At 65.1% G+C, this 22,471-nt stretch carries 23 protein-coding genes; 11 read left to right on the forward strand and 12 right to left on the reverse strand.

Features of this window, described 5'->3' with window-relative positions; translation table 11 throughout:
- Nucleotides 1-87 precede the first annotated feature (87 nt).
- The 3 genes from BH683_RS29015 (at nt 88) to BH683_RS18795 (ending at nt 3,575) form a co-directional block, all read left to right on the forward strand.
- Complete coding sequence (locus BH683_RS29015) at nt 88-2,004, forward strand: DUF222 domain-containing protein (RefSeq protein WP_246833460.1); 1,917 nt, start codon at nt 88-90, stop codon at nt 2,002-2,004.
- Between the two features lie 114 nt (nt 2,005-2,118).
- A complete protein-coding gene (locus tag BH683_RS18790) occupies nt 2,119-2,913 on the forward strand; it encodes a maleylpyruvate isomerase family mycothiol-dependent enzyme (protein WP_084837805.1) in 795 nt (264 codons plus the stop codon).
- Entirely contained in the window at nt 2,913-3,575 is a 663-nt protein-coding gene (locus BH683_RS18795) for an EthD domain-containing protein (protein ID WP_084837806.1), read from the forward strand. The genes BH683_RS18790 and BH683_RS18795 overlap by 1 nt, the downstream gene beginning before the upstream one ends.
- Here BH683_RS18795 and BH683_RS29020 read toward each other — a convergent pair.
- Entirely contained in the window at nt 3,572-3,760 is a 189-nt protein-coding gene (locus BH683_RS29020; protein ID WP_246833461.1) for a hypothetical protein, read from the reverse strand. The two genes, BH683_RS18795 and BH683_RS29020, sit on opposite strands and share 4 nt — an antisense overlap.
- Between BH683_RS29020 and BH683_RS29025 the strand changes: the two genes are divergently transcribed.
- Entirely contained in the window at nt 3,740-4,093 is a 354-nt protein-coding gene (locus BH683_RS29025) for a hypothetical protein (protein WP_246833462.1), read from the forward strand. The two genes, BH683_RS29020 and BH683_RS29025, sit on opposite strands and share 21 nt — an antisense overlap.
- Nucleotides 4,094-4,096: 3 nt before the next feature.
- Here the strand turns inward: BH683_RS29025 and BH683_RS18805 are convergent, their stop codons facing one another.
- The 3 genes from BH683_RS18805 to BH683_RS18815 are packed head-to-tail and all read right to left on the reverse strand — an operon-like array spanning nt 4,097 to nt 7,601.
- Complete coding sequence (locus tag BH683_RS18805) at nt 4,097-4,867, reverse strand: enoyl-CoA hydratase/isomerase family protein (protein ID WP_084837807.1); 771 nt, start codon at nt 4,865-4,867, stop codon at nt 4,097-4,099.
- The gene (locus BH683_RS18810) at nt 4,864-5,880 is read right to left on the reverse strand and encodes an NADP-dependent oxidoreductase (protein ID WP_246833463.1); all 1,017 of its coding nucleotides are present in this window, start codon (nt 5,878-5,880) and stop codon (nt 4,864-4,866) included. Before BH683_RS18810 ends, BH683_RS18805 begins: the two co-directional genes overlap by 4 nt.
- Nucleotides 5,877-7,601, reverse strand: coding sequence for a PEP-utilizing enzyme (locus BH683_RS18815; RefSeq protein ID WP_084837808.1), 1,725 nt, complete (start codon nt 7,599-7,601; stop codon nt 5,877-5,879). The genes BH683_RS18810 and BH683_RS18815 overlap by 4 nt, the downstream gene beginning before the upstream one ends.
- Nucleotides 7,602-7,765: 164 nt before the next feature.
- On the opposite strand from BH683_RS18815, the gene BH683_RS18820 reads away from it, so the two are divergent.
- Nucleotides 7,766-8,542: an SDR family NAD(P)-dependent oxidoreductase gene (locus tag BH683_RS18820; protein ID WP_084837809.1), complete on the forward strand. Its 777-nt coding sequence runs from the start codon at nt 7,766-7,768 to the stop codon at nt 8,540-8,542.
- 3 nt (nt 8,543-8,545) lie between these two features.
- On the opposite strand, the gene BH683_RS18825 is transcribed toward BH683_RS18820, so the two are convergent.
- The 5 genes from BH683_RS18825 to BH683_RS18845 all read right to left on the reverse strand — a co-directional run bounded on the left by BH683_RS18825 (nt 8,546) and on the right by BH683_RS18845 (nt 13,017).
- The gene (locus BH683_RS18825) at nt 8,546-9,334 is read right to left on the reverse strand and encodes a ThuA domain-containing protein (protein ID WP_084837810.1); all 789 of its coding nucleotides are present in this window, start codon (nt 9,332-9,334) and stop codon (nt 8,546-8,548) included.
- Nucleotides 9,335-9,352: 18 nt separating this feature from the next.
- Nucleotides 9,353-10,744, reverse strand: a complete 1,392-nt coding sequence (lpdA, locus tag BH683_RS18830) for a dihydrolipoyl dehydrogenase (RefSeq protein ID WP_084837811.1) — start codon at nt 10,742-10,744, stop codon at nt 9,353-9,355.
- Between the two features lie 8 nt (nt 10,745-10,752).
- The gene (locus BH683_RS18835; RefSeq protein ID WP_084837812.1) at nt 10,753-11,514 is read right to left on the reverse strand and encodes an SDR family oxidoreductase; all 762 of its coding nucleotides are present in this window, start codon (nt 11,512-11,514) and stop codon (nt 10,753-10,755) included.
- 24 nt (nt 11,515-11,538) lie between these two features.
- Complete coding sequence (locus tag BH683_RS18840) at nt 11,539-12,246, reverse strand: histidine phosphatase family protein (protein WP_084837813.1); 708 nt, start codon at nt 12,244-12,246, stop codon at nt 11,539-11,541.
- A gap of 108 nt (nt 12,247-12,354) precedes the next feature.
- Complete coding sequence (locus tag BH683_RS18845) at nt 12,355-13,017, reverse strand: TetR/AcrR family transcriptional regulator (protein WP_084837814.1); 663 nt, start codon at nt 13,015-13,017, stop codon at nt 12,355-12,357.
- Between the two features lie 125 nt (nt 13,018-13,142).
- Here BH683_RS18845 and BH683_RS18850 point away from each other — a divergent pair, with 125 nt between their 5' ends.
- The 5 genes from BH683_RS18850 (at nt 13,143) to BH683_RS18870 (ending at nt 17,615) form a co-directional block, all read left to right on the forward strand.
- Nucleotides 13,143-13,943, forward strand: a complete 801-nt coding sequence (locus tag BH683_RS18850; protein ID WP_084837815.1) for a TetR/AcrR family transcriptional regulator — start codon at nt 13,143-13,145, stop codon at nt 13,941-13,943.
- Nucleotides 13,944-14,019: 76 nt separating this feature from the next.
- Nucleotides 14,020-14,766 (forward strand): ThuA domain-containing protein, encoded by a 747-nt coding sequence (locus BH683_RS18855; protein ID WP_084837816.1) that lies wholly within the window; start codon nt 14,020-14,022, stop codon nt 14,764-14,766.
- A 110-nt stretch (nt 14,767-14,876) separates the two neighbouring features.
- Complete coding sequence (locus BH683_RS18860) at nt 14,877-15,182, forward strand: hypothetical protein (RefSeq protein ID WP_084837817.1); 306 nt, start codon at nt 14,877-14,879, stop codon at nt 15,180-15,182.
- Entirely contained in the window at nt 15,179-16,573 is a 1,395-nt protein-coding gene (locus BH683_RS18865; RefSeq protein WP_094647578.1) for an aromatic ring-hydroxylating dioxygenase subunit alpha, read from the forward strand. Before BH683_RS18860 ends, BH683_RS18865 begins: the two co-directional genes overlap by 4 nt.
- Before the next feature lie 10 nt (nt 16,574-16,583).
- Complete coding sequence (locus BH683_RS18870; protein WP_084837818.1) at nt 16,584-17,615, forward strand: NAD(P)-dependent alcohol dehydrogenase; 1,032 nt, start codon at nt 16,584-16,586, stop codon at nt 17,613-17,615.
- 40 nt (nt 17,616-17,655) lie between these two features.
- Here the strand turns inward: BH683_RS18870 and BH683_RS18875 are convergent, their stop codons facing one another.
- Nucleotides 17,656-18,957: a TrpB-like pyridoxal phosphate-dependent enzyme gene (locus BH683_RS18875; RefSeq protein WP_084837819.1), complete on the reverse strand. Its 1,302-nt coding sequence runs from the start codon at nt 18,955-18,957 to the stop codon at nt 17,656-17,658.
- A gap of 60 nt (nt 18,958-19,017) precedes the next feature.
- Between BH683_RS18875 and BH683_RS18880 the strand changes: the two genes are divergently transcribed.
- On the forward strand, nt 19,018-19,911 hold the full coding sequence (locus BH683_RS18880) for an alpha/beta hydrolase (protein WP_246833480.1): 894 nt from the start codon (nt 19,018-19,020) through the stop codon (nt 19,909-19,911).
- Between the two features lie 16 nt (nt 19,912-19,927).
- On the opposite strand, the gene BH683_RS18885 is transcribed toward BH683_RS18880, so the two are convergent.
- Together BH683_RS18885 and BH683_RS18890 are read right to left on the reverse strand one after the other, a co-directional pair.
- The gene (locus BH683_RS18885; RefSeq protein ID WP_084837820.1) at nt 19,928-21,475 is read right to left on the reverse strand and encodes a hypothetical protein; all 1,548 of its coding nucleotides are present in this window, start codon (nt 21,473-21,475) and stop codon (nt 19,928-19,930) included.
- Between the two features lie 102 nt (nt 21,476-21,577).
- Nucleotides 21,578-22,372 (reverse strand): LLM class F420-dependent oxidoreductase, encoded by a 795-nt coding sequence (locus BH683_RS18890; protein WP_084837959.1) that lies wholly within the window; start codon nt 22,370-22,372, stop codon nt 21,578-21,580.
- Nucleotides 22,373-22,471: the final 99 nt, after the last annotated feature.

The following is a 22,471-nucleotide window of genomic DNA, read 5'->3' on the forward strand; positions in this document are numbered from 1 at the left end:
GCCATTAATCACGGGACCTCCAGGGCGTTGAACTGCGACGATCGAGTTCTCGGTGGATTGTCACACCCTTCTGGCATAGTCGCTCATATGTTCGAGTGTGGGGATGTCGAAGTGCAGCGGGTGGCCGGTATCGGCCCCGCGAATTGGTTGCGGCCCAACGAGTTGTTGCGCAACTGTGAGCGGTCCGTGACCGCGCAGAGTTACTTCGAATGGGTCCGCTACGACAGCGCCGCCCAGCTGCACCGCCAAGTCGTCGCACCCCTAGAAAACACCCCGGTCGCGTTGCGGGCGGTCGACCCATTCGCGGTGTGCGCCGCGCAACTGGCCGCCGCCCAACAGATCACCCAACAAGGCGCCGAGCACTACCTCACCCGCGCCTTGGCCCTGCGCGACCGGCTCCCGCACGTCAAACAGTTGTTGAAAGAAGGGCAGGTCGCGGCCCACCATATTGCTGAGATCGTCTCCCGCACCGACCTGATCGACGGCTCCGAGTACATGGCCGACATCGACCGCGACATCGCCGCCCAACTCCGCCGCCGCGGATCATGGTCGAAAAACCGGATCCGGGACATGGTCGATGCGATGATCATGCTCCGCGACCCCGACCTCGTCAGGGAGAACCGCGCAGACGCCAAGAAGCGCCGCGGAGTGTGGAACAACAACATCGGCGACGGCATGTCAGCCCTGGACGCCGTCGGATCCGCCGAAAGCAACGGCCTGATCATGCAACGACTCGAAAAACTCGCCATGTCCGTGTGCAAAGCCGACCCCCGCCGCAAATCCGAACGCATGTCCGACGCTCTCTTCGCCACAGTCATGGGACGAGAATTCGCGTGCGAATGCCCCAAAGACCCGAAACACCCCTGCTCGGCGAATATCTGGACGTGGCCCGCGGACATGGTGGTCTCCGGGATCGACGCCACACTCGTCCTGCACGTCATCGCCGACCAAGCCACCATCGACGGCGACGCCGACAACCCCGGCTACCTCCAAGGCCACGGCGTCATCTCCGGCGAACATGTCCGCGACATCGCCGGCCGACCCGAGACGAAACAACGCCCGATGCGCAACGACTATGAACAATCCCAACCCCCCTGGAACGACCACGACCTCCGCGCCGAAGCCGAATACGCCGACCTCTACGCCCAAGACCAAGCAGCCGCAGCCGCAGCCGACAAGGCTGCTGCCGTTACTACTGAAGCCGCCGCAACCGACCACGACCCGGAAACAGAACCCAAGCCTGCGGGCAACCCCGAGGCTGATCGTGCAGCCGGGCCCGAAGCACAAGCGGATCCAGAGACAACGTCTGAATCTGAGACAGACGGAAAGACCCAGACGTCTTCCCCACCTGCTGCGGCACCCGACCGCGACCGCGGCCCCACCCGCGCGACCGTGTACTCCCGCGCACCCGAACCCCCGCGCTACGACGAAATGGTCGCCGAAGCAGCCGCACCACCGTACTGGCAAGCCGTCCCACTGCCGGTCGTACAACCCGGCGACTCCTACCGGCCCTCCACCGTCCTCGACGACTTCATCCGCATGCGAGACCTCTACTGCGTGTGGCCCGGCTGCAACAAACCCGCCTGGACCGCCGACCTCGACCACACCTGCGAATACAACCACCACGACCCCGACAACGGCGGCCACACCCACCCCGACGGCATGAAAGCACTCTGCCGCTTCCACCACCTGGTCAAAACTCATTCTGACTGGCTTGACGACCAATGGCCGGACCCGATTACGGGCCGCCCCCGCCTCATCTTCACCACACCCACAGGCCGCAACTACCACGGCCCCGCCTGGACCGGCAACGACCTCTTCCCAGCACTACGCCACATCGTCTTCGACGACTGGGAACCCCACACACCCCCGCCCCCACCACCCCGAAACACACCGCCACCAACCACCCGACAACACACCCGCACCCACGCCAAACACACACGCCGTCAACAAGAACGACTACGCAACCGCAGAAAGAGCGAGGAGAACCCACCACCCTTCTGAACACCAGCATGCGCGAACTAGTTTCTTGACAGTCACGCCTGTTTGGTGGTTGACTCGAACCAACTGAGGCGCAGGTCACATTTGCCGAGCGCCAGTGATTCGAAGGATTCCGTCATGAGCACAGCCGGATTGACCGCCAGTCGAGAACTCGCCAACAGGTACTCGCTCATTGTCCGCAGTCTCACCCCGAAGGAATGGGACGCGCCCAGCCGGTGTGCGGGCTGGTCGGTCAAAGACCTTGTCGCGCACACCGGCTCGAACTTCAAGGTCATGGTCGACCCACCCGAGCCTGATCCGTCGGCCCCCGCTCCCACGACCGCAGAGGAGTTGCAGAACCAGCTCGTCGATATGCGGCGCGACTGGACGAACACCCAGGTGGCCGACGAGTTCCTCACCAACGTCGACGGCGCAATGGGTGTGCTCGAGGCGATGCAGGCAGACGAGCTGGCCTCTGCTCCGATGACCCTGACCGATCTGGGAACCTATCAGACACATCAACTTTCAGATGCGTTCGCGTTCGACATGTGGTGCCACATGTACGTCGATCTCCTCGGACCCGAAGCGCCGGTCGACCGCGACGTCCCCGACCCCGAAGACGATCTGGTCCGCGCGGCCGTCGACTGGATGTGGACCGGCCTACCGCAAATGTGCACGCCCGTGAGCGGAGTGCTCGATCGCCCCCTCGGAGTGCGACTCACCGGCCCCGGCGGCGGCGAGTGGACTCTGCAACCCGGCTCGAACCTGCTCACGGTCGAGACCGGCCTGACGAACGTCGACACGGTCATCAACTCGCCCGCAACGGATTTCATACTGTGGGGAACCACCCGGAGCCCATGGCGCAAGCATGTCTCCATCGACGGTGACGCAGCCTACGCAGAGAAGATTCTCGACACCGTCGACATCATCTGATGCACCACAAGGTCCTCGTCCTGGCGGCTGTCGTACCCGGAGCAGAGCCGGGTGACATCAGCGTTGTGGCTGACAGATTGCAGGCCGAGACCGGCCGGCCCACACGCGGGGTCACGCACGATGCGAGCATCCTCAGCGGACTCGCTCACGAATCCGAAACAGACGACGCACCGCCCTTCGCCGGATTCATCGAGCTGGACGCGGACCTCACCGCGCCAGGGCTGCTGTCGTCGCTGACGCAGACGCTGCGGGCCCAGGCATGCCTGGATTCAGAGCGATCGACAGTTCTGGTCGGCTCCGAGTTCATCGTGGTGCCCGGCGACCAACCGATAGTGCTCGCCATGGCCCTGACTCGCCGCGACGGCATGACACCTGAGGACTTCCTCGAATACTGGAGCACCACCCACGCCGAACTCGGACGCCGAGTGCCCGGATCAGAAGGCTACCGGCAGATCCATCTCGACACCGCACTGACCGAGACTGTCTGGCAACAGGCCGGATTCAGCGGCCCACGGTTCGACGGTATCGCGATGGCCTGCTATTCGACGGACGCCGCGTTCCGCGCGGTGCTCGCCGACACCGAGGTCGCGGGACCGCTGCTCGAAGACGAGAAGAAGTTCATCGACCACGAGCGCTCAGCGATGGTCGTCGGGCGCAGCTAGGACGTGCAGAACGCCCTTCGCGCCGTCACGCGGAGAGCCAGGACACCACGCGTCTGCGCGTACTCGATCGCGGCGAACGCCTCGACATCCCGATTCGGGACGTGCCCGAACAGCGCACCGGACGGCGTCCGTTCCAACCGCGCCCAGGTCAACAGGCGCACGAGATGCGGATCGTCGAGATACAACTCGACATCATCATCGACTGCGTGCCGGTGCCGCACGATCTCGGCCCATACCTGCGCACCCTCGCGCTCGACGGAAACCTGTGCACACTCGGATATCTCGGACCACAGACCGTCGACGTCATGGATCTGCTGATCGGACGGAAACGGCTGAGCTCAGCCGGCAGTGGTGGACGCCGCCGCACCCAGGACATGCTCGACTTCTGCGCCGAACACGCCATCGTTCCCGACGTCGAGGTGCTGCCGTCGACCCAGGTCAACGAGGCACTCGACCGGTTGTCGCGGGGCGATGTGCGCTATCGCTTCGTCCTGGACATGGCCGATCTCGCCAACTGACGGTCAGCGGTGCCGGGCCAGCTCCTGCTCTTGCAGAGCAACGGCTTCCGGGTCTGCGAGCAGCGGACCCACGAGTTCGCCTTCGAGCGCCAGCCCGTCTGCCAACGGAAGGTACTCGGCGCCGGCCAGTGCCTTCTTGGCGGCACGGAGCGCCTGGGGCGGGTTGGCCGCGAGCGGCGCAATCCAGTCCAGGACAGCGTCGATGAATGGGGCGTCGGGCAACACCGCCTGGACGAGGCCGATACGCAATGCCTCGTCGGCGTCGATCGGGCGTGACGTGAGGACCATCTCCGCTGCTCGCCCGGCGCCGATCAACCGCGGCAGGCGCTGAGTCCCCCCGCCGCCCGGAATCAACCCGAGGCCCACCTCGCACAGTCCGAGACTTGCGGCCGGACCGGCTATCCGCAGAGTGCAGGCCAGCGACAGTTCGAGTCCACCGCCCCACGCCTGACCGTTGATCGCAGCGATGACGATCTGCGGCATGGTCTCGAACAGGCCCAGAGTGCGGGGCCACGAGCCGGCGTCGCCGGCGTACGGCTCCCCACGACCCAGCCGCAGCAGGTCTTCGAGGTCACCATGGGCCACGAAGTAGTCGGGCGTGTCACTGGTGATGACCAATACCGAGATGCTCTCGTCGTCAGCGACTTTCTGGACGATCGACTCGAGGGCGGTCATATCCGCGAAGGTCATGAGATTGCGGGGTGCGTGGCGAAAAGTCGCGACTGCCACCCTCTCCTTCACGTCCAGCGTCCACGCGGTCTGTTCAATACTCACGCCAGACCCACCAGCATCTTGCCGACGTTGCCGCCGCCGAGCATGGACAGGAACGCGTCCACCGCGTTGTCGAGACCGTCATAGATGGTGGACTCAGCGACCAGTTCGCCCGCGGCGAGCCACCCCGCCACCCGATCCTCGAACTCGGGGCGAAGGTCCTCGTGATCCCGAACGATGAAGCCCCTGATGGTGATCCGCTTCAAGATGCAATTCATCAGGTGGTCGATCGGCGGACTGTCCGGGCCACCGTTGGAGATCATGCCGCACAACGCGACCCGGCCTCGCTGCCGCAGCGACGACAGCGCAGCGACCAGATGATCGCCGCCCACGTTGTCGAAGTACAGATCGATGCCGTCCGGAGCCGCTTCGCGAAGCGCGGCGCCGATCGGGCCGGCACGGTAGTCCAGACCCGCATCGAATCCGAGACGATCGGTGAGCAAGGCGGCCTTCTCGGGACCACCGGCACTACCGATGACCGTCGCTGCGCCGAGCAGCGTGGCGAATTGACCCGCGGTGCTACCGACAGCTCCTGCAGCGGCGGAGACGAAGACGTCGTCGCCACGGCGGATCTCGCCGGCACGGACCAGCCCGGCGTATGCGGTGAAGCCGGTTTGCCCGAGCACACCGAGCCAGTGGTGCAGCTCGATTCCCCGCGGGTCGATCACGGCAGCGGCGGCGGTGTCGACCACCGCGTGGTCACGCCAGCCGAGCCGGTGCCGAACGTACGAGCCGACCGGAACCTCCCGGTTGCCTTCGACCACGATTCCCAGCGCCGAACCGTCGAGCGGTTCGTCCACCTGAAAGTTGGTGGTGTAGTGCAACTCCGACGTTGCGAGACGGCCCCGCATCGACGGGTCGACACTCATGAACAGGTTGCGGACCAGCACCTGACCGTCGGTGCGCTCGGGAAGCGGTGCATCCCGGACGTCGAAGTGCTCGGGCCTCGGTTCGCCGTCCGGCGGACGCTCGCGCAGGTAGACAGCTCTGGTGGTGGTGATCACGCCGCTGCTCAAGGCAATTCCAGGATCGTGACGGTTCCCTTAGAGCCGTCCACCTCGACGAGCGCGCCATTCGGGATGCGACGGGTGGCGGCCTGAACACCGGCTGCGCAGGCGATACCGAGCTCGCGGCTGACGATCATGGCGTGCGAGCCCATCGCACCGACGTCGGTGATGGCGCCACCGGACACCATGAACAAAGGCGTCCAGGACGGATCGGTCTGGGGTGCGACGAGGATCTCGCCGACCTCGAACTCGTCGAGCGCCGCCATGGAGGTGATAACCCTGGTGCGTCCGCGGGTGATGCCTGGCGAAGCCCCCGACCCTTGCAGCACGTCACCGACCTTGACGGCGTCGACCTTCGACTGCCCCTTCCGACCGAGAGTCGACAGCTCCGGCAACGGTTCGCGCGCGTCGAGGAACGTGGGCAGTTCGAGTCCGAACAACCCTTCCCATTCCTTGTGACGCTCGGCCAACGTGACCCGCATCGACTCGGGCGCGCTCGCCAGCGCGTCGAGCTCATCGTCGACGGCCATGAACACGTGATCGGCCGCTTCGAGATGACCCTCCGCATGGAGCCGGCGGCCGAGTTCGACCAGCGGCACCCGCGCCTCGTGAATGACCTTGATGCAGTTGGTCTTCGCGCGCTCACGCCAGGCAGCGAAACGTCGGGCAGACGCGAGCGCGGCGGTGAGGGTGGCCTGCCCCTCGGCGTCATCTCCGACGATCGCCACCGCCTTGGCGAGAGCGTCGTCGGTGTCCGCGGCGTGGTCGCCGAGGCGCGCGGTCGGTGACGCCGAATCGTCCTGCAACCGGAGCCGGTCGATCAGTCCGAGTACGAGTTCGGGCTGTGTCTCCCACGAGACGGAACCGAGGTCCCACTCGTTGGGTCCGCGGTATCCGAAGTCGAGGATGAACTGCTCGAAGGTGGCATCGAACTTGGGATCGATTCCCTTCACCCGGGCTCCGACCCCCTGGACGCCGGCGTCGAACGCGGCCATCAGCTTCTCGTCGGCCCGCACCATCCGGCCCAGCTCCCAGAGCGCGTACGACGGCAGCGCCGAATCCACATCGCCGGCGGCGCCGACCAACGTGACGATCAGGTCTTGGTGCTCGGCACCGAGGAGTTGTCCCAGTACTGCGGGGCCGACTGCTGCACAGTTGGTGGCGACGACCTCACCGCGCCACGCGACACGCTCGAGCGGCATCACCGAACGCGCGCGGGCGACGAGAGCAGCCGGGGTCAGCGAGGTGAGGTCGGGGCGCTCGGTGCGCAGCTTGTCGGCAAGGGTCCGATCTTCCTCCAACTCGGGAAAGGTCTCGGTCGACAGCGCCCAGGCGTTACGCGCTGCCAGCCGCGCGGTGGCCTCGGCGTTCTCATCATCGGGATGGCCCACGTAGGCCGGAATGTTCGGGTCTCCGCCGTACCAGAGCTGGTCGACGAGTTCGACGGGGATCCCACCGCGGATGCCTACGAGACGTGACATCGACAGGTTGATGTAGAGGTGTCCGTAGAAGATGCCGGACGAAGCCGCGACATCGGGCTTCTCCGCTAGGGAGTAGCTACCGAGGCTCGCATAACCGAAGTTCCACCCTGGCAGGATGTTCTGAATCCAGCCGAGGTCCGCACCGAGCGGCGTGATCGGGTCCGAGAGCACATCACTCGCGTTGAGGCGGGTGTACACGGGGAGACGGTTGCTCGGGTCGGTGTCGACCAACCAACGCTGCTGGGCCATTGCTGTTTCTCGTCTCTCTGACATCACCGATCGTGATCGACGACCGGTAGTTTCTTTATTCGGACTTCACACAGTGTGTGACTTATGACACTGTACATGCAAGACTGTAGTCGATCACAAGTTACTTGTCTGTGGTCAGCCCGAATCTGTTTAGGAGACACTCGATGAAACTGCAAGACAAGGTCGTTGCCATCACCGGCGGCACGCAAGGTATTGGCCGCGGAATCGCCGAGGCGGCACTGGCAGAGGGCGCGAAGGTGTCGCTCAACGGGCGCTCGAAGGACAAGGGCGATAAAGCTCTGGCCGAGTTCGGGGTCGGCGAACGCGCCGCCTTCTTCTCCGGAGACGTCACGGTCCAGGCCGACGTTGAGGACTTCATCGAGCAGACGGTCGCCACCTTCGGCCGCATCGACGTCCTGGTGAACAACGCCGGCGGCGCCAAGGACCTGCAGCCCACCGCCAACCTCAGTGACGAGGAATGGACCCTGGTGATGAACTGGAACCTGAACTCGAACTTCTGGGCCACCCGCCGCGCGTTGCAGCACATGCTCCCGAACAAGTACGGCCGCATCATCAACATCTCGTCGGTCGAAGGCAAGCACGGCAAGCCCGTGTTCACCGCCTACGTGGCCGCCAAGCACGCGATCAACGGCATGACCAAGTCGATCGCCCGCGAGGTCGGCACCGAAGGCATCACCGTCAACTCCATCTGCCCAGGTCTGGTGATCACCGACATCATCAAGAACAACGGGCCCGACACGGCCAAGGCCATGGGCATGTCGTTCGACGAGATGGTCGCGTTGTTCGCGGAGGAGTCGGCGATCAAGCGCCCCAACACCATCGAAGAAGTCGCGGCTGTGGCGATGCTCCTCGCCTCCGACGCCGGAGCCGGCATCACCGGGTCCATCCTGAGCGTCGATGGCGGAACAGCGATGTACTGAGCCTCAGCCGACCTGGAGTGGAGCCGTCACCTCACCGGTGACGGCCCACGACAGGCACCGTCCCAGGATCGTGTGGAACTCCGGCACGGCCCAGCTCCCCAGATCGACCCGGCCGAGATCGTCGATACCGAGGTCCTGGACGTCGAAGCGTCCCCGACAGTGGCCCAGCGTGAAGTAGCAGACAGTGCCCGCGCCGTGGCCCTTCAGGTACAGCACCGGCCGCGGCTCGTCCACCGTCGTGTGACCTTCTTCGAATCCTCGTGACTCGCCGACGAATCGGGTATGAGCCAGGACCTGGATCGGCGGATGCAACTCACTGATGTAGAGCTCGTCGGTCACCTCGAACGGTTCGACACCGGATACGAACGGATGCTCGGGGTCGGTCATCTCGACCAGATACGGCGCGATCGGCGGATGTCCCAGGAATTGGCTCCCGAGCACCTGCGGCAGCTCACCCATCGTCCGCGGGGTCACATACTTGCTCGCAGAACCCGGTGGTGTCGGGTCGATCGCGGAGTTCGTCCCGTGCAGCGCCAGCCACCTGCCACCCCGAGACACGAACTCGGCCAACGCTTCTTGCTGCGTCTCATCCGGCACCCGATTGCAGGTATAGGTGATCAGCAGGTCTGCCGATGCCAGGGCATCGAGACAGTTGTAGTCCTCGAACACCCGCGTGCGGACCTGCTCATATTCCGACAGCATCGAAAGCAGCTGCAGCCGGGCGTAATCGAAGTCGTGCCACTGTCCGCCACAGACGACGACTGCGTCGAGCCTGCCCGCCGGTCCTGCCATTGGTTTTTCCTTCACTACCTAGCCGTGCGCGTGGAGTGCTTTGCCCGCCAGTGCCAGATGCGCTTCACCCAAGGCCTCGGCCTGGGTCGGATGTGCGTGGATGTGTTGAGCGACATCACCTGCGGTCGCTTCCCAGTTGTAGATGAGCTGGGCTTCGCCGATGAGCTCACCGACACGGGCGCCGACGAGGTGGATTCCGACAACCGGACCGTCCGGGCCGGCCGACACGAGTTTCACCCCACCCGAGGTCCGCAAGATCCGGCTCTTGCCGTTGCCCCCGAGGTCATAGACCACCGTCGAGACGTCGCCGTACTGCGCGGTCGCCTCGGCTTCGGTGAGACCGACCGACGCAACCTCGGGATTCGAGTACGTCACCCGTGGAATACCTTTGTCCGCGACGGGAACACAGTCGAGTCCGGCGAGTTGCTCGGCCACCATGATGCCCTGGGCGAAGCCGCGGTGCGCCAACTGCGGTCCGGCGACGATGTCGCCGACGGCGAAGACTCCGGGCACAGGAGTCTGTAACCATTCGTCGGTCACCACGAAGCCACGCTCGAGATCGACACCTGCTTCGGCGAAACCCATCTCGTCCGTGCGCGGGCCGCGGCCCACCGCGACGAGCATGATGTCGGCCTCGATACGCGATCCGTCGGCGAGTTCGACGTCGACGCCACCATCGACCTCGGTCACCGAACTGAAGGCGGTCTTCGTCCGCAGGACCAGCCCCCGTTTGCGGAACGCACGCTCGACCTGCTTCGACGTCCAGGGATCCTCTGTCGGGAGCAGATTCGGCGCTGCCTCCACGATCGTCACGTGGGCGCCGAGCGACGACCAGACGCTGGCGAACTCGCAGCCGATCACGCCGCCTCCGAGCACCACGACACGTTCGGGAACGCTGTCGAGCTCCAGCGCGCGGTCGCTGGTCATGACGGCGCCACCGATCGTCAGACCTGGCAACGACTTGGAACGGGAGCCGGTGGCGAGCACGAGTGCTTCGCCGCGGTAACGCGCGGTCCCTCCGTCGGCCAACTCGACCTCGACAGTGCGATCGCCCACCACTCGACCGTGTCCACCGACGAGTTCGACGTCCCGAGAGGCCACGAGGCCCTGCAGACCGCGGTACAGGCCCGCGATCACATCGTCCTTGTAGGTGTTCACCGCACTCATGTCGACGCCGTCCAGAGTTGCCTTGATCCCGAATCCCGGTGCCTCCCGGACCGAGTCTGCGATCTCAGCCGCATGGAGCAGCGCCTTGGTCGGGATGCACCCGTTGTGTAGACACGTGCCGCCCAGCTTGTCGGCTTCGATCAGGATCACCGACATTCCGAGCTGCGCAGCGCGCAGCGCGCATGCGTACCCACCCGATCCGCCACCGAGGATCAGGACATCGGCCGACTTCTCGCTTGCCATGTCAGAACTCAGAAGTCGAAGCGGTTGGTGAATCCGCCGTCGACCACCAGGTTGGTCCCGGTGATGTGTCCGGCAGCTGGGGAAGACAGGAAGACAACGGCATTGGCGACGTCGTCGGCGCCGCCCAGCTTGCCGAGCGAAGCGGAGGCGAGTGCGGCTTCGTACAGTGCGGGGCGGGCGGTCTGGATGGTGTCCCAGGCGCCGCCTTCGAAGAAGATCGGACCGGGCGAGATGGCGTTGACGCGGATTCCCTTGGGACCCAACGCTCGCGCCTGCGCAGAGGAGTGCTGCAGCACAGCTGCCTTCAGTGCCCCGTAACTGTTGGCGGTGCTGATGGGGCCCGCCTCGAGCGCTGAGGTGGTGCTGATGGTGACCACGGAGGCCGATTCGCTCGCCTCGAGATGCGGCGTCGCGGACTCGATGAAGTTGACCAGGCTCATGAGGTCGACGTTGAAGCTGTTGACCCAGGCCTGATGTCCCTTGCCGGTGGCCGCCGACGCGTTGACCACCACGATGTCGATTCCGCCGAGCGCTTCGGCTGCCTCGTCGACGAACGACTTCACCGAATCGGCGTCGCCTACGTCGACTGCCTTGTGGAAGACCGTTCCCTGCTCGGACAGTTCACTCGCGACCTCGGCGAGGTGCTCCTCTCCACGGGCACAAATGCCCACCGAGGCACCCTCGGCGAGCAGCGTCCGGGCGATCGCCAGCCCGATGCCGCGGCTCGCACCACTGATGAGGGCGCGTTTTCCTTTGAGATTGAGATCCATCGAAAGACTCCTTTACTACTGTGATTAGAGGTTCATGGCTCCGACATGCGTCTGGAAGTCCAGGACGTGGGAGAAGTCGTTGATCGACTGCACCGCCCGCCGGGTGTCGGCTCCTCGAATGACGCTGACGGACGTGTGGTGCACCCGCACAGGCATGTCGAAGCTGCTTCCGAGCGCGTCGGCCAGGATCGCGTTGATGACGCCGCTGTGGCAGGTCACGACCACCCGCTCCCCTGGGTGCTGATCGACGATCGCACCGATCTCACCCAGCACCCTGGCCCGGAATCCGACCGGATCCTCCGCGTACGGGAACGCGTCGTACCTGCGGGTGCGGATGTGCTCGGAGAAGATCTTGGAGATCTCCTCGTGCGGTAGTACCTCGAAAGGCGACTGGTCGGCCGGAAAGTTCTGCCACGGTTCGTATTCGATCAATTCCTCACGAACAACAGGGATGAGTCCGTGCTCGTCCGCTATCGCGGTCCCGGTTCGCAGCGCGCGGCTCAGCGGTGAGCTGTACACCGCATCGATGTGGCGCTCCGCCAGACGTTGCGCCACGGCCCGTACCTGATTCTCGCCCAGCTCGGACAACGGTGGGTCGACGGTCTCGGCTGCGCTGAGTTCCTTGCTGAGCTGCTGCTCGCCGTGCCGGACGAGTATCAATTCACACAGTCCGGTCAGAGGCGCGAAAGGATTGTCGAGGTCGATGGACCGAGCGCGGGTCGAATTGGGCACGGGACCAAGTCAACCACAAACTGTCGTCAGTCTAAAGATACTTTCGCAAAGTGCCAGGTCAGCCGCGATCGATAGCGCGTTACTTGGCTCCCGACACCGCGATGCAGGTCACACACTGCCGATATCGGCCGCGAGTTCGCGGACCTCGTCAGAGAATCGCCGGCGCCCCAGATTCGCCAGCGTGGCGTCCTCGGTGAGCCACGACGACACCGATACCTCGAGCAGACTCGACAGGGCGGTCGCCGCAGCAGCCTGCTTTGCCTTCGCCGCGATGCCGTTGCGCACCCTCAGTTCGGTCGAGAAGAGGTTGAGCAGTTCGAGCCGCACCTCGCGCCGCAGTGCCTCGATCGACAGGCTCCACCCCGGAGACCGGACGAAGAACACCAGCGAGGCGGGCCGGTGCTGGTCCGTCCACTCCAGGAGTCGCACGATGACATCTCCGAGGGGGGCATCCGGACTTGCGAGCAATTGAGCGCGGAACTCGTCGAGCAACCCGGTCGCGTACAACCGCAGGCCGCCCAGCAGGACCTCGTCCTTCGACGGGTAGTGGTAGTAGACCGCGGCCGAGGTCATGTGCGCCTCCGCGGCGATGTCGGCCACCGTGACGTCCTCGATCGAGCGGACCGAGTACAGATGCATGGCCGCCTCGACCACGACCTCGCGGCGAGAAGGCCGGTGCGCCGCTCGTTTGGCGCCCTTCGTCGTCGGCGTGCTCGCGGCGGATTTCCGGCCGGCCCCGGCCTGTCCTGACGTCACTCCCTTGCCTGCCATGGGCTAGATCATGACACCCGATGACCGGATCGTGACACCCCATGGCCCCGGCCCGCGGTCACCGCGACCCGATCTGGGAGTAGCTTGGGGTCACTTCAGTGATCCGCAGGTGGAGGAGGACCGCTGTGCCACGGCGAAACAGCAAGCCAGACGACGACGCCGCATCAGGTGATGCACCCGAGGGTGGTGACGCCGAGCAGTGGGGGTGGGATTCGTCCCCTGCTGCCGACGACATCCCGGCCATGCTGGTCATCCCGGCCGACCGGGAACCGGAGGTCGAAGACGCGACCGTCGAGCCGGCAGCGCCGGTCAAGGGATCAGCTCACCGACCTTCGCGACGGCACCTGATCGTCAAGGCCGCCGTCCGCGTCTTCTCGAAGAAGGGGTTCGCCGAAGCGTCGATCCAGGAGATCGCCGAGGAAGCCGGGATGGTTCCGACGGCCGTGTACTACCACTTCTCCAGCAAGGAAGACCTGTTCGAGAGCGCGCTGGGCTATGCGATGGATGCCAGTTCTGCCGCCGCGCAGACGGCTCGCCCGGATGATGTCACCGGTGACGCACAGTCGTTCAAAGACGTGGTGGAAGCCGTCTGGGACTGGACCGCCGCCCACCCCAATGCCGCTCGCATGCTCTTCTTGCAGATGGCCGGTGGCGCGACACCCGGAACCCGACTTCTCACCAAGGAGTACGAGGATCGCCACATCCGGCGAGCCTTCGACTACTTTCCCGTCGACGAGACACCTGCGAACAAGCGCTCGGCGGCCGCGCAACAGGCGGCGCGGACCCTGCGGGTGCGGACGATGATCGCCACCACGATCGCCATCCAGCCGCTGCGCATCGAGGGTGGCCCACTCGCGACGATCTCGGTCCCGCGTCTGCGCTCGGCCACCACAGATGTCTGCTCCAAGATGATCGAAGGTCGCTGAACCGACCCCGCGAGGCCATTCCGGTCGAGTAACTTGACTGCAACCCCAGTTGAATTATTCAGAAACGGAGTGTGGCATGCGCGTAGCGGCCTTCACCGGCGGACATTCGTTCGACCGCGACGCCTTCACGGATTTCCTGGGCTCACTGCCCGGCGAGATCACCTGGTTCGAACACCCGGACGCAGACCCGGATGCCGCCGAACTGGAGGAGTTCGACGTATCGCTGCACTACGACATGCCCGGCACCCTCCCGGAGCCTGTCGATCCTCCCGCGACCCTGCGGGCAGCGGTCGCCGCCGCGCCTGAGACCGGCCACGGCTACGTGATCCTGCACCACGCCATCGCATCCTGGGCGAACTGGGACGGCTGGGCCGAGTTCGTCGGAGGTCGCTACCTGTACCGACCGGGTGTCGTACGCGGCGTGAGCTGCCCCGATTCCGGTTACCGACATGCCGTGCCGCAGCGGGTCACCCTCGCCGATCCCACCCATCCGATCGTCTCCGGCCTCCCACCCACCTTCGATCTCGTCGACGAAACCTATCTGTGCGAGGTCTTCGAGGACGACGTCACACCCCTGCTACGCACAGATGCCGAGATGAGCGATGCGGTGCACTGGTCCACGGCTCTCGCGATGGCAGGGCGGCGGGACGAGCGAGAAGGCTGGCACCACCGGCCCGGATCGCAGCTCGTCGGGTGGACGAAGACCACCGGTCGCAGTCGACTCGCCTATCTTCAGCCCGGCGACAAGGCACCCACGCTCTCCGATCCGGTGTATCGGCAGCTCGTCGCAGGCGCCCTCGAATGGGCCGCACACCTGCGCTGAGCACTTTTTGGAGTGAGCCTAAAGAAAAGTGTGCTCGTCATCACCTTTCGCTGCTACAGTTAATGCATTCGGTGCCAAGTAAGGCAGCAGCCCCGACAAAGGAGACCGCGATGCGACAGATCAAGCATCCGATGAGCCGCGCAATCTACGAGTTCGACGAGGACTACAACGTGCTCGTCACCACGAAAGACGGCAAGACCGGAACATTCGACCCCGAGGGCCGCTACCTCCACGGCGAGGTGAAGGCAGTGGATCCCGAGATGGCCCGGTGGGTCGGACTCGGCCCTCGCGAACCCGTCCCGATCACCCAGAATCGCCGGTTCATGGGCGCGGCCAAACTGCTCGAGAAGATGCAGGCCGACAAGGCAGCACAAGATGCTCTCGCCGTCAGCCTGGAACAAGGAGGCAAACTGTGACCACCGAAGCGCGCCCGAACCAGCAGGCAGCAACCGACGACGGTTTCATCGAGAACGGCACCGGCTACCAGCGCCTGCTGGACACCGACACCCATCCGGTGCCCGACATCCTGCGGGAAGAATCGTACGAGTTGTACGAGGACCAGAACTTCGTGCCGGTGTCCCGCTACATCAGCCGCAAGTACCACGAGCTCGAGCGCGACAGGGTCTGGTACAAGGTCTGGCAGATGGCGTGCCGCGAAGAAGAGATCCCGGAACCCGGCGACACCCTGGTCTACGAGATCTGCGAGAAATCGATTCTCATCGTTCGCGGCAAGGACATGAGCATTCGTGCGTTCTACAACTCCTGCCTGCACCGCGGCCGCACCCTTCGTGAAGAAGACGGGCCCGCGGGCAACGAAATCCGATGCCCCTTCCACGGCTTCGCCTGGAACTTCGACGGTTCTCTGAAGTCCATGACCTGCGCCTGGGATTTTCCCCAGGTCGACCAGGGCAAGATGGACCTCCCGCAGGTCAAGGTCGGGACCTGGGGCGGGTTCGTCTTCATCAACATGGATCCCGCGTCTGAATCGCTCGACAGCTTCCTCGGCGATCTCGGGAAGCACTTCGAGGCCTGGCCTCTGGAAGACCGGTACATCCAGGCGCATGTCGCCCAGGTGATCCAGGCGAACTGGAAGATCGCGCAGGAGGCCTTCTCCGAGGCGTTCCACGTGATCACCACCCACCCTCAGCGCGTGGTCGGCACCGGTGACTCGAACAGCCAGTACGACAGTTGGGGCAACTTCAATCGCGGGATCACCGCCAACGGCGTGCCCAGTCCGCACATCAAGTTCGTACCCTCCGAGCAGGAGATGTTCGACTCGATGGTCGACGCCCGGATCGACGAGGATCCGATGGTGACCCTGCCCGAGGGCGTCACGGCCCGCGAGATGTCCGGCATGCTCGCCCGCGAAGGTCTGCGTGACATCATCGGAGATGTCAAGGCCGACAACATGTCCGATGCGGAGTCCCTGGACAGCATCTACTACACGGTGTTCCCGAACTTCCATCCGTGGGGCGCATACCAGCGCATCGTCTACCGGTTCCGGCCCAACGGCGACAACCACGAGACGTCGATCATGGACGTGTACCTGCTCGGCCCGTTCAAGGGCGAACGGCCGAAGCCGGCCAAGACGCAGTGGCTCGATCCCGAGCAGTCATGGTTGGAGGCAACCGTTCTCGGTAGCTCGGCACGCGTGTTCGATCAGGACGCGTACAACATGCCCAAGGTGCACAAGGGCCTGAAGTCGGCGCAGACCAAGACCCTTCCGCTCGCCCGGTACCAGGAAGTCAAGATCCGCCACATCCACCATCTGCTCGCGAAGTGGATCGGCGAGGAAGTCGACGACTGACATGCCGACTATGAGGGCCCTGCAGTATCGCGAGTTCGGGGCCCGCCCTGAGGTCGTGGAGATCGACAGGCCGGTTCCCGGTGCCGGCGAGGTGCTGTTGCAGATGACCGCCTCCGGCGCCTGTCATTCCGACGAGTTCATCATGTCGACTCCCGCGGATCAGTATGCGTTCGCACCGCTCCCGTTGACCCTCGGACACGAGGGCGCGGGAGTGGTCGCCGAACTCGGACCCGGTACCACCGGGGTGGAGGTCGGCGATTCGGTGCTCGTCTACGGCCCTTGGGGCTGCGGCGTCTGTCATTCGTGCGCTCAGGGCAGTGAGAACAACTGCGTCAAAGGCATTTCGGCGCCGGGTATCCACCGTCCCGGCACCATGGCCGAGTACATGATCGTCGACGATGTACGGCATCTGGTTCCGCTCGGCGACCTCGACCCGATTCCGAGCGTCTCACTCACCGATGCCGCACTGACGCCGTATCACGCGATCAAACCGTCACTTCCTGCCCTCATTCCGGGAACCACGGCGCTGGTGATCGGCGTCGGCGGACTGGGCCACGTCGGCGTGCAACTGCTCAAAGCGTTGACGCAGGCGACGGTCATCGCCGTCGACATCAATCCGGCGAGCATCTCCCATGCCCTCGAACTCGGCGCCGATCACGCCTTCGCCTCGGACACCGCTGCCGCCGAACGGGTTCGCGAACTCACCGGGGGTCGCGGCGCCGATGTCGTCTTCGACTTCGTCGGTGCCGAACCGACCGCGGCGCTCGCCCAGTCGACCGTCGCCATCGCCGGGCAGATCGTCATGGTGGGCGTCAGTACCGGGGCAGTGCCCGTCGGATATCTGACCGTGCCGTTCGATGTCTCGGTACGGGTGGTCAACTGGGGATCACGATCGGAGCTGATCGAGGTGGTCGAACTCGCCCGTCGCGGCGCGATCGAGATCGCCGTCGAAGAGTTCGCCATGGACTCGTCACCCGAAGCATACGAACGCCTCCACGCCGGCACGATCCGCGGGCGGGCAGTTGTGGTGCCCACCCGCTGATCATGCCCCGGGTTCGTCTTCGACGAATTCGTCGGCTTGTTCAGACGTTTCCGGCGAGGAACTCCGAGTAGGCCGGCAGATCGAGCTGACCGTGGCCGCTCAGTCCGATCACCACGACGTCTTCGGCATCTGAATCACGCACCTGCGCAACAGCTGCGGCAATGGCGTGAGTCGACTCGGGCGCCGGGACGATGCCCTGGGTCCTGGCGAACAGCACACCGGCGGCAAACGCTTCCCGCTGTTCGATCGCGACACCCTCGACCAGCCCCAGTTCGACCGTATGGCTCAGCGCCGGCGACATCCCGTGATAGCGGAGTCCCCCGGCATGGATCGGATCCGGGATGAAATCCATTCCCAGCGTGTGCATCTTCAGCAGCGGCGTCAATCCGGCCACGTCGCCGTGGTCGTAGCGGTACTCGCCCTTGGTGATCGATGGACATGCGGACGGTTCGGCGGCCAGCACCTTCGGATCGGACCGCCCGTGCAGTTTCTCCCGGAGAAATGGGAACGCCAGCCCGGCGAGGTTGGATCCGCCTCCGGCACAGCCGACCACCAGATCCGCACCACCGGACTCCACCAGCGCGAGCTGCTCCACTGCTTCGAGTCCGATCACGCTCTGATGCAAGACGACGTGATTGAGCACGCTGCCCAGTGCGTACCGGGCCTGGGGATCCTTGACGGCCGCCTCCACGGCTTCACTGACCGCCATTCCCAGGCTGCCCGTGGTGTCCGGGGTCGCGGCAAGGATCGCGCGGCCTGCTTCGGTCAGCTCAGATGGACTCGAATGGATGGTGCCGCCGTAGGTTTCGATGAGGTGGCGCCGGTAGGGCTTCGACTCATAGGACGCGCGCACCTGCCAGACCTCGACGTCGATGTCGAACAGCGCACCGGCGAACGCCAGGGCACTGCCCCACTGGCCGGCCCCGGTCTCTGTCGTCAACTTCTTGACGCCGTCCACCGAGTTGTAATAGGCCTGCGCCACCGCGGAATTGGTCTTGTGACTGCCCACCGGGCTCACGCCCTCGTACTTCACGTAGATGCGCGCCTTGGTGTTGAGGGCCTGCTCGAAGCGGCGCGCCCTGATCAGCGGCGACGGTCGCCACATCTTGTACACCTCACGCACCGGCTCCGGGATCTCGATGTAGATCTCGGGCGTCACCTCCTGTGCGATGAGCCCCGCGGGGAACAGTGGCGCGAGGTCCTCGGGACCGACCGGCTCCTTCGTCCCCGGATGCAGGTGCGGAGGAATCGGCTCCGACAGTTCGGCGGCCAGGTTGTACCAGTGGGTGGGAACTTCGACGCTCGTGATGTCGGGGCTTTCGGCGGTCGCATTACTTGTCATGGCATCGACTTTAAAGTCCCGACCCTGCGGGGCGCAGCATTCGGCTAGCATCCGATCGTGATCCTCGCCCGCCTCCGCGACCGCAAGCAGTTCCACCCGGACCTCCGGCTGGCTTCCCTACTCGTTCCGGGCCATCCCATCACGAAGCGGACCCTGCCGGTGATGCGCAAGCTGACCGGTGTGGTGCGGGGCAGTGCACGAGCTCAGGTGCACGAGGTCGTTCCCGGCGTCAGCGTCAGGGTGTTCCGGCCGCAGGCTCCCGCTGCCGTACCGGGACCGGCACTGCTGTGGATTCACGGCGGCGGCTACGTGATCGGCACCGCAGCCCAGGACGACCGGATCTGCCAACGGTTCGCAGACGAGGTCGGCCTCACCGTGGCGTCGGTGGACTATCGGCTCGCCCCCGAGTTCGGTTTCCCCACCCCCGCCGAAGACTGCTACGCGGCCCTCGAGTGGCTGGCCGCCAGAGGAGATGTCGACCCGGCGCGTATCGCCGTCGGTGGCGCGAGCGCGGGAGGTGGCCTGGCCGCCACCGTTGCCGCGTTCGCCCACGACCGGGGTGAGATCACCCCGGCGCTCCAGTTGCTCGTCTACCCGATGCTCGACGACCGCACCGCCACCCCGAACAAACTGCATCGCCTGTGGGACGCCACCAGCAACCTATTCGGGTGGGCCGCATACATCGGCACCGCATCGCCGGATGCCGCAGCTCCGGCCCGTCGCACCGACCTGACCGGCTTGGCACCTGCCTGGATCGGGGTCGGTTCCCTGGATCTGTTCCGGGACGAGGACGAGACGTACGCGAAGCGCCTCGAAGAAGCCGGGGTTCCGGTGACATTCACGGTGATACCCGGCGCATTTCATGGCTTCGACGCCATCGTGAAAACCGGCGTCGGACGGAAATTCTTCGACGAGCAGTGCGAGGTCCTTCAGAAAGCCCTCAACACTCAGTAAACAGAGCCCTCAACACTCAGTAGATCGCGTCCCGTTCCGGGTCGAAGTAGTGCCCCAACCGACGCGCCGTCAACTGACGGAAGATCTCACCCGCCGCCGCAGGCCACGCGGACGTGGTCACCGATTCGCTGGCCCGCAGCACCGTGACCGACACCAGCGCGACGCGCCCGAGCGGGGTGTCGAAGCCACTCGGGGCGCCCCAGCCCTTGTTGCTGAGCAGCACACCCATGGTGTTGCCGACCAGCCATTCCCTCGGGGCGGTGACGCCCGGCAGTTCCACGTAGACCGCGTCCGGCGATCCGGTGATGGTGGCGACGAAGTCCGAGCCTCCGACGGCCCCCTGCGCAGCGACGGCGGACAGGACGGTGAACAGCCAGTGATTGCGGGCGCTCTCGTCCGCACGGAGCTCGGGATCGATTGTCTCGGCGAAGAACTCGGCGCCCACACCCAGGATCGAACCGCCGGGGGTCGGTCCGGATGCGGTGCTGGTGCCACCGCCGATCAGACTCGGCGCCGACAGCCCGTCGGTGGCGAGCAACGTGGTCCGGTTGCGCCGGACCACCCGGTAGCCGCGCATGCCGCCCGGCCACAATTCGGCGTTGTCGGCAAGCGGTGGAAGCAGGGGTTCGTACATCTGACCGACACCACGCCACATGTTGTCGCGGGCGACCTGTGCCTCACGGGCACCGGGCACATCTTGGGTCGATTCCTGCGGCCCTCGCGTGGCCACCCCCACGCCGCCTCCGGACTGCGTCGGAGCATGTACCGACGGCGTCTGGCTACGCTGTCTCGATCGTTCGAACGTCCGCTGCGTGAACATCAGTTCGTTGGCCTCGGGAGTCATTGCAGGCGAGGGCATCTCGACCACCCCGTCGTCGGCCACGAGGAAGATCAACCGCATCCGGCCGCCGGCTCTGGCCGGATCGACCGGAGCCTGCGTGAAGACTCTGTACCCGGCCTGAATACGTTGAGCCGTCAGCGAATACAGGTTGTGCCCAGTGAAGTCGAGGTTGCGGACCCGGATGAAGTCGAGGGCGATGAGTACTGCCGCCTGGGCGTCGGTGGCGTGGGCAGGCACCGATGCGGCCGGCGGGAACGGAAAATACGACCCTGACGTCAACTGTGCGAGCGGTGTTCCACCGACGTACTCCACCAACCACGCCGGCGCCCGGCGCGGATACCGCATCAGGTCGTCCCGATACGCATCGGCATCGAAGATCAGCCCCGGATCGATGGGTCCGTTCTCGCCGTGGTCGAAGCGCGTCACGGGTGCGCCGGCGCCGACAGTGATCTCCATCAGCAGGCAGGCGTCGCCGCCCGACTGGTAACGGCCGACCCGAAGATCCCTCGCCAGCTCGAGCGCCTGCGGCGGAACGGGGACCGGGTACTGCGACACCTGACCGAAGTAGGTCAGGGCGTACCGCGTGCCGGTCCCCGCGAAACTGAAGGCGACCTTGGCTCCGGTCGCACCGGGAGGCGCTGCGGATTGCAGCTGCGCCGCGATGGCAGCGATGAACTCGGGCTCACTCATCAGGCGTCCCTGAGAGTTGGACCAGTAGGTCATCGCAGCTCACCTCCCCGCGTCAGGTATCCGATCGTTTGCGCCGCGACCATTATCGCTCAGATCCACCACGACGGGCGGCGCCCCCGGCGAACGCACGAGGCCTCAGCCATTCCTGCGGTCGCGCCACTCGCACAGGCCGCGGGCGAGGTCGAGGTCGTAGTCGGGCCCGTTCACGGCCACGGTGAACAGGGTCACACCTTCTTCTACGAGCGCGTCGGCGAGTTTCACCGCGTCGTCGATGTTGCCCTCGCGGGACAATTCACTGGACCGAACGATCTCGCTCGGGTCGCGGCCCACTGTGGCGCAGTGATCGGCCAGGACCTGCGCCTTGTGGCGATAGGTCTCCACGTCGACGAACGAATGCCAGATGTGGGCATGCTCGGCCACGTATTTGAGGGTCTTCTTCTCGCCGCCGCCGCCGATGAGGATCGGGATCTCACGGGTCGGCGCCGGGTTGAGCACGGAGAATCGGTTCTTGATCCGTGGTAGCGCCTCACCGAGGGCGTCGAGGCGTTTGCCCGCGGTACCGAACTCGTAGCCGTACTCGGTGTAGTCCTTTTCAAACCAGCCTGATCCGATTCCGAAGATCAGCCGTCCATCCGAGATGTGGTCGACCGTCCTGGCCATGTCCGCGAGCAGATCCGGATTGCGGTAGCTGTTGCACGTCACCAGCGCGCCGATCTGGATCCTCGAGGTCTGTTCCGCCCATGCGGCGAGCATCGTCCAGCATTCGAAGTGCGCGCCGTCCGGGTCACCGTAGAGCGGATAGAAGTGGTCCCAGTTGAAGGCGATGTCGATCCCGATGTCCTCGGACCGACGCACCGCGTCGCGAATGTTGCCGTAATCGGCCGAGTGCTGCGGTTGGAGCTGGACTGCGATCTGAATAGGTGTGCTCATCATTCCAGCATGCCTCAGCCACGAATCTTAACCACCGATTAACCACGGGTTGGCCGTCGGTTTCCTCCGGCCTCATAGCGTTCGGCGGGTCTGTGCCAA

It is taken from the genome of Williamsia sp. 1138, assembly GCF_002095435.2.
Lineage (GTDB): Bacteria > Actinomycetota > Actinomycetes > Mycobacteriales > Mycobacteriaceae > Williamsia.

Bases quoted from the DNA above. Each gene is read 5' to 3' on its own strand.
- BH683_RS18870 (WP_084837818.1), top strand. From the start codon at position 16,584: ATGAGGGCCCTGCAGTATCGCGAGTTCGGGGCCCGCCCTGAGGTCGTG.
- BH683_RS18860 (WP_084837817.1), top strand. From the start codon at position 14,877: ATGCGACAGATCAAGCATCCGATGAGCCGCGCAATCTACGAGTTCGAC.
- BH683_RS18795 (WP_084837806.1), top strand. From the start codon at position 2,913: ATGCACCACAAGGTCCTCGTCCTGGCGGCTGTCGTACCCGGAGCAGAG.
- BH683_RS18875 (WP_084837819.1), bottom strand. From the start codon at position 18,957: ATGACAAGTAATGCGACCGCCGAAAGCCCCGACATCACGAGCGTCGAA.
- BH683_RS18815 (WP_084837808.1), bottom strand. From the start codon at position 7,601: ATGGCCCAGCAGCGTTGGTTGGTCGACACCGACCCGAGCAACCGTCTC.
- BH683_RS18885 (WP_084837820.1), bottom strand. From the start codon at position 21,475: ATGACCTACTGGTCCAACTCTCAGGGACGCCTGATGAGTGAGCCCGAG.
- BH683_RS18855 (WP_084837816.1), top strand. From the start codon at position 14,020: ATGCGCGTAGCGGCCTTCACCGGCGGACATTCGTTCGACCGCGACGCC.
- BH683_RS18790 (WP_084837805.1), top strand. From the start codon at position 2,119: ATGAGCACAGCCGGATTGACCGCCAGTCGAGAACTCGCCAACAGGTAC.
- BH683_RS29025 (WP_246833462.1), top strand. From the start codon at position 3,740: ATGCGGATCGTCGAGATACAACTCGACATCATCATCGACTGCGTGCCG.
- BH683_RS18835 (WP_084837812.1), bottom strand. From the start codon at position 11,514: ATGGATCTCAATCTCAAAGGAAAACGCGCCCTCATCAGTGGTGCGAGC.
- BH683_RS18890 (WP_084837959.1), bottom strand. From the start codon at position 22,372: ATGAGCACACCTATTCAGATCGCAGTCCAGCTCCAACCGCAGCACTCG.
- BH683_RS18820 (WP_084837809.1), top strand. From the start codon at position 7,766: ATGAAACTGCAAGACAAGGTCGTTGCCATCACCGGCGGCACGCAAGGT.
- lpdA (WP_084837811.1), bottom strand. From the start codon at position 10,744: ATGGCAAGCGAGAAGTCGGCCGATGTCCTGATCCTCGGTGGCGGATCG.
- BH683_RS18825 (WP_084837810.1), bottom strand. From the start codon at position 9,334: ATGGCAGGACCGGCGGGCAGGCTCGACGCAGTCGTCGTCTGTGGCGGA.
- BH683_RS18845 (WP_084837814.1), bottom strand. From the start codon at position 13,017: ATGGCAGGCAAGGGAGTGACGTCAGGACAGGCCGGGGCCGGCCGGAAA.
- BH683_RS29015 (WP_246833460.1), top strand. From the start codon at position 88: ATGTTCGAGTGTGGGGATGTCGAAGTGCAGCGGGTGGCCGGTATCGGC.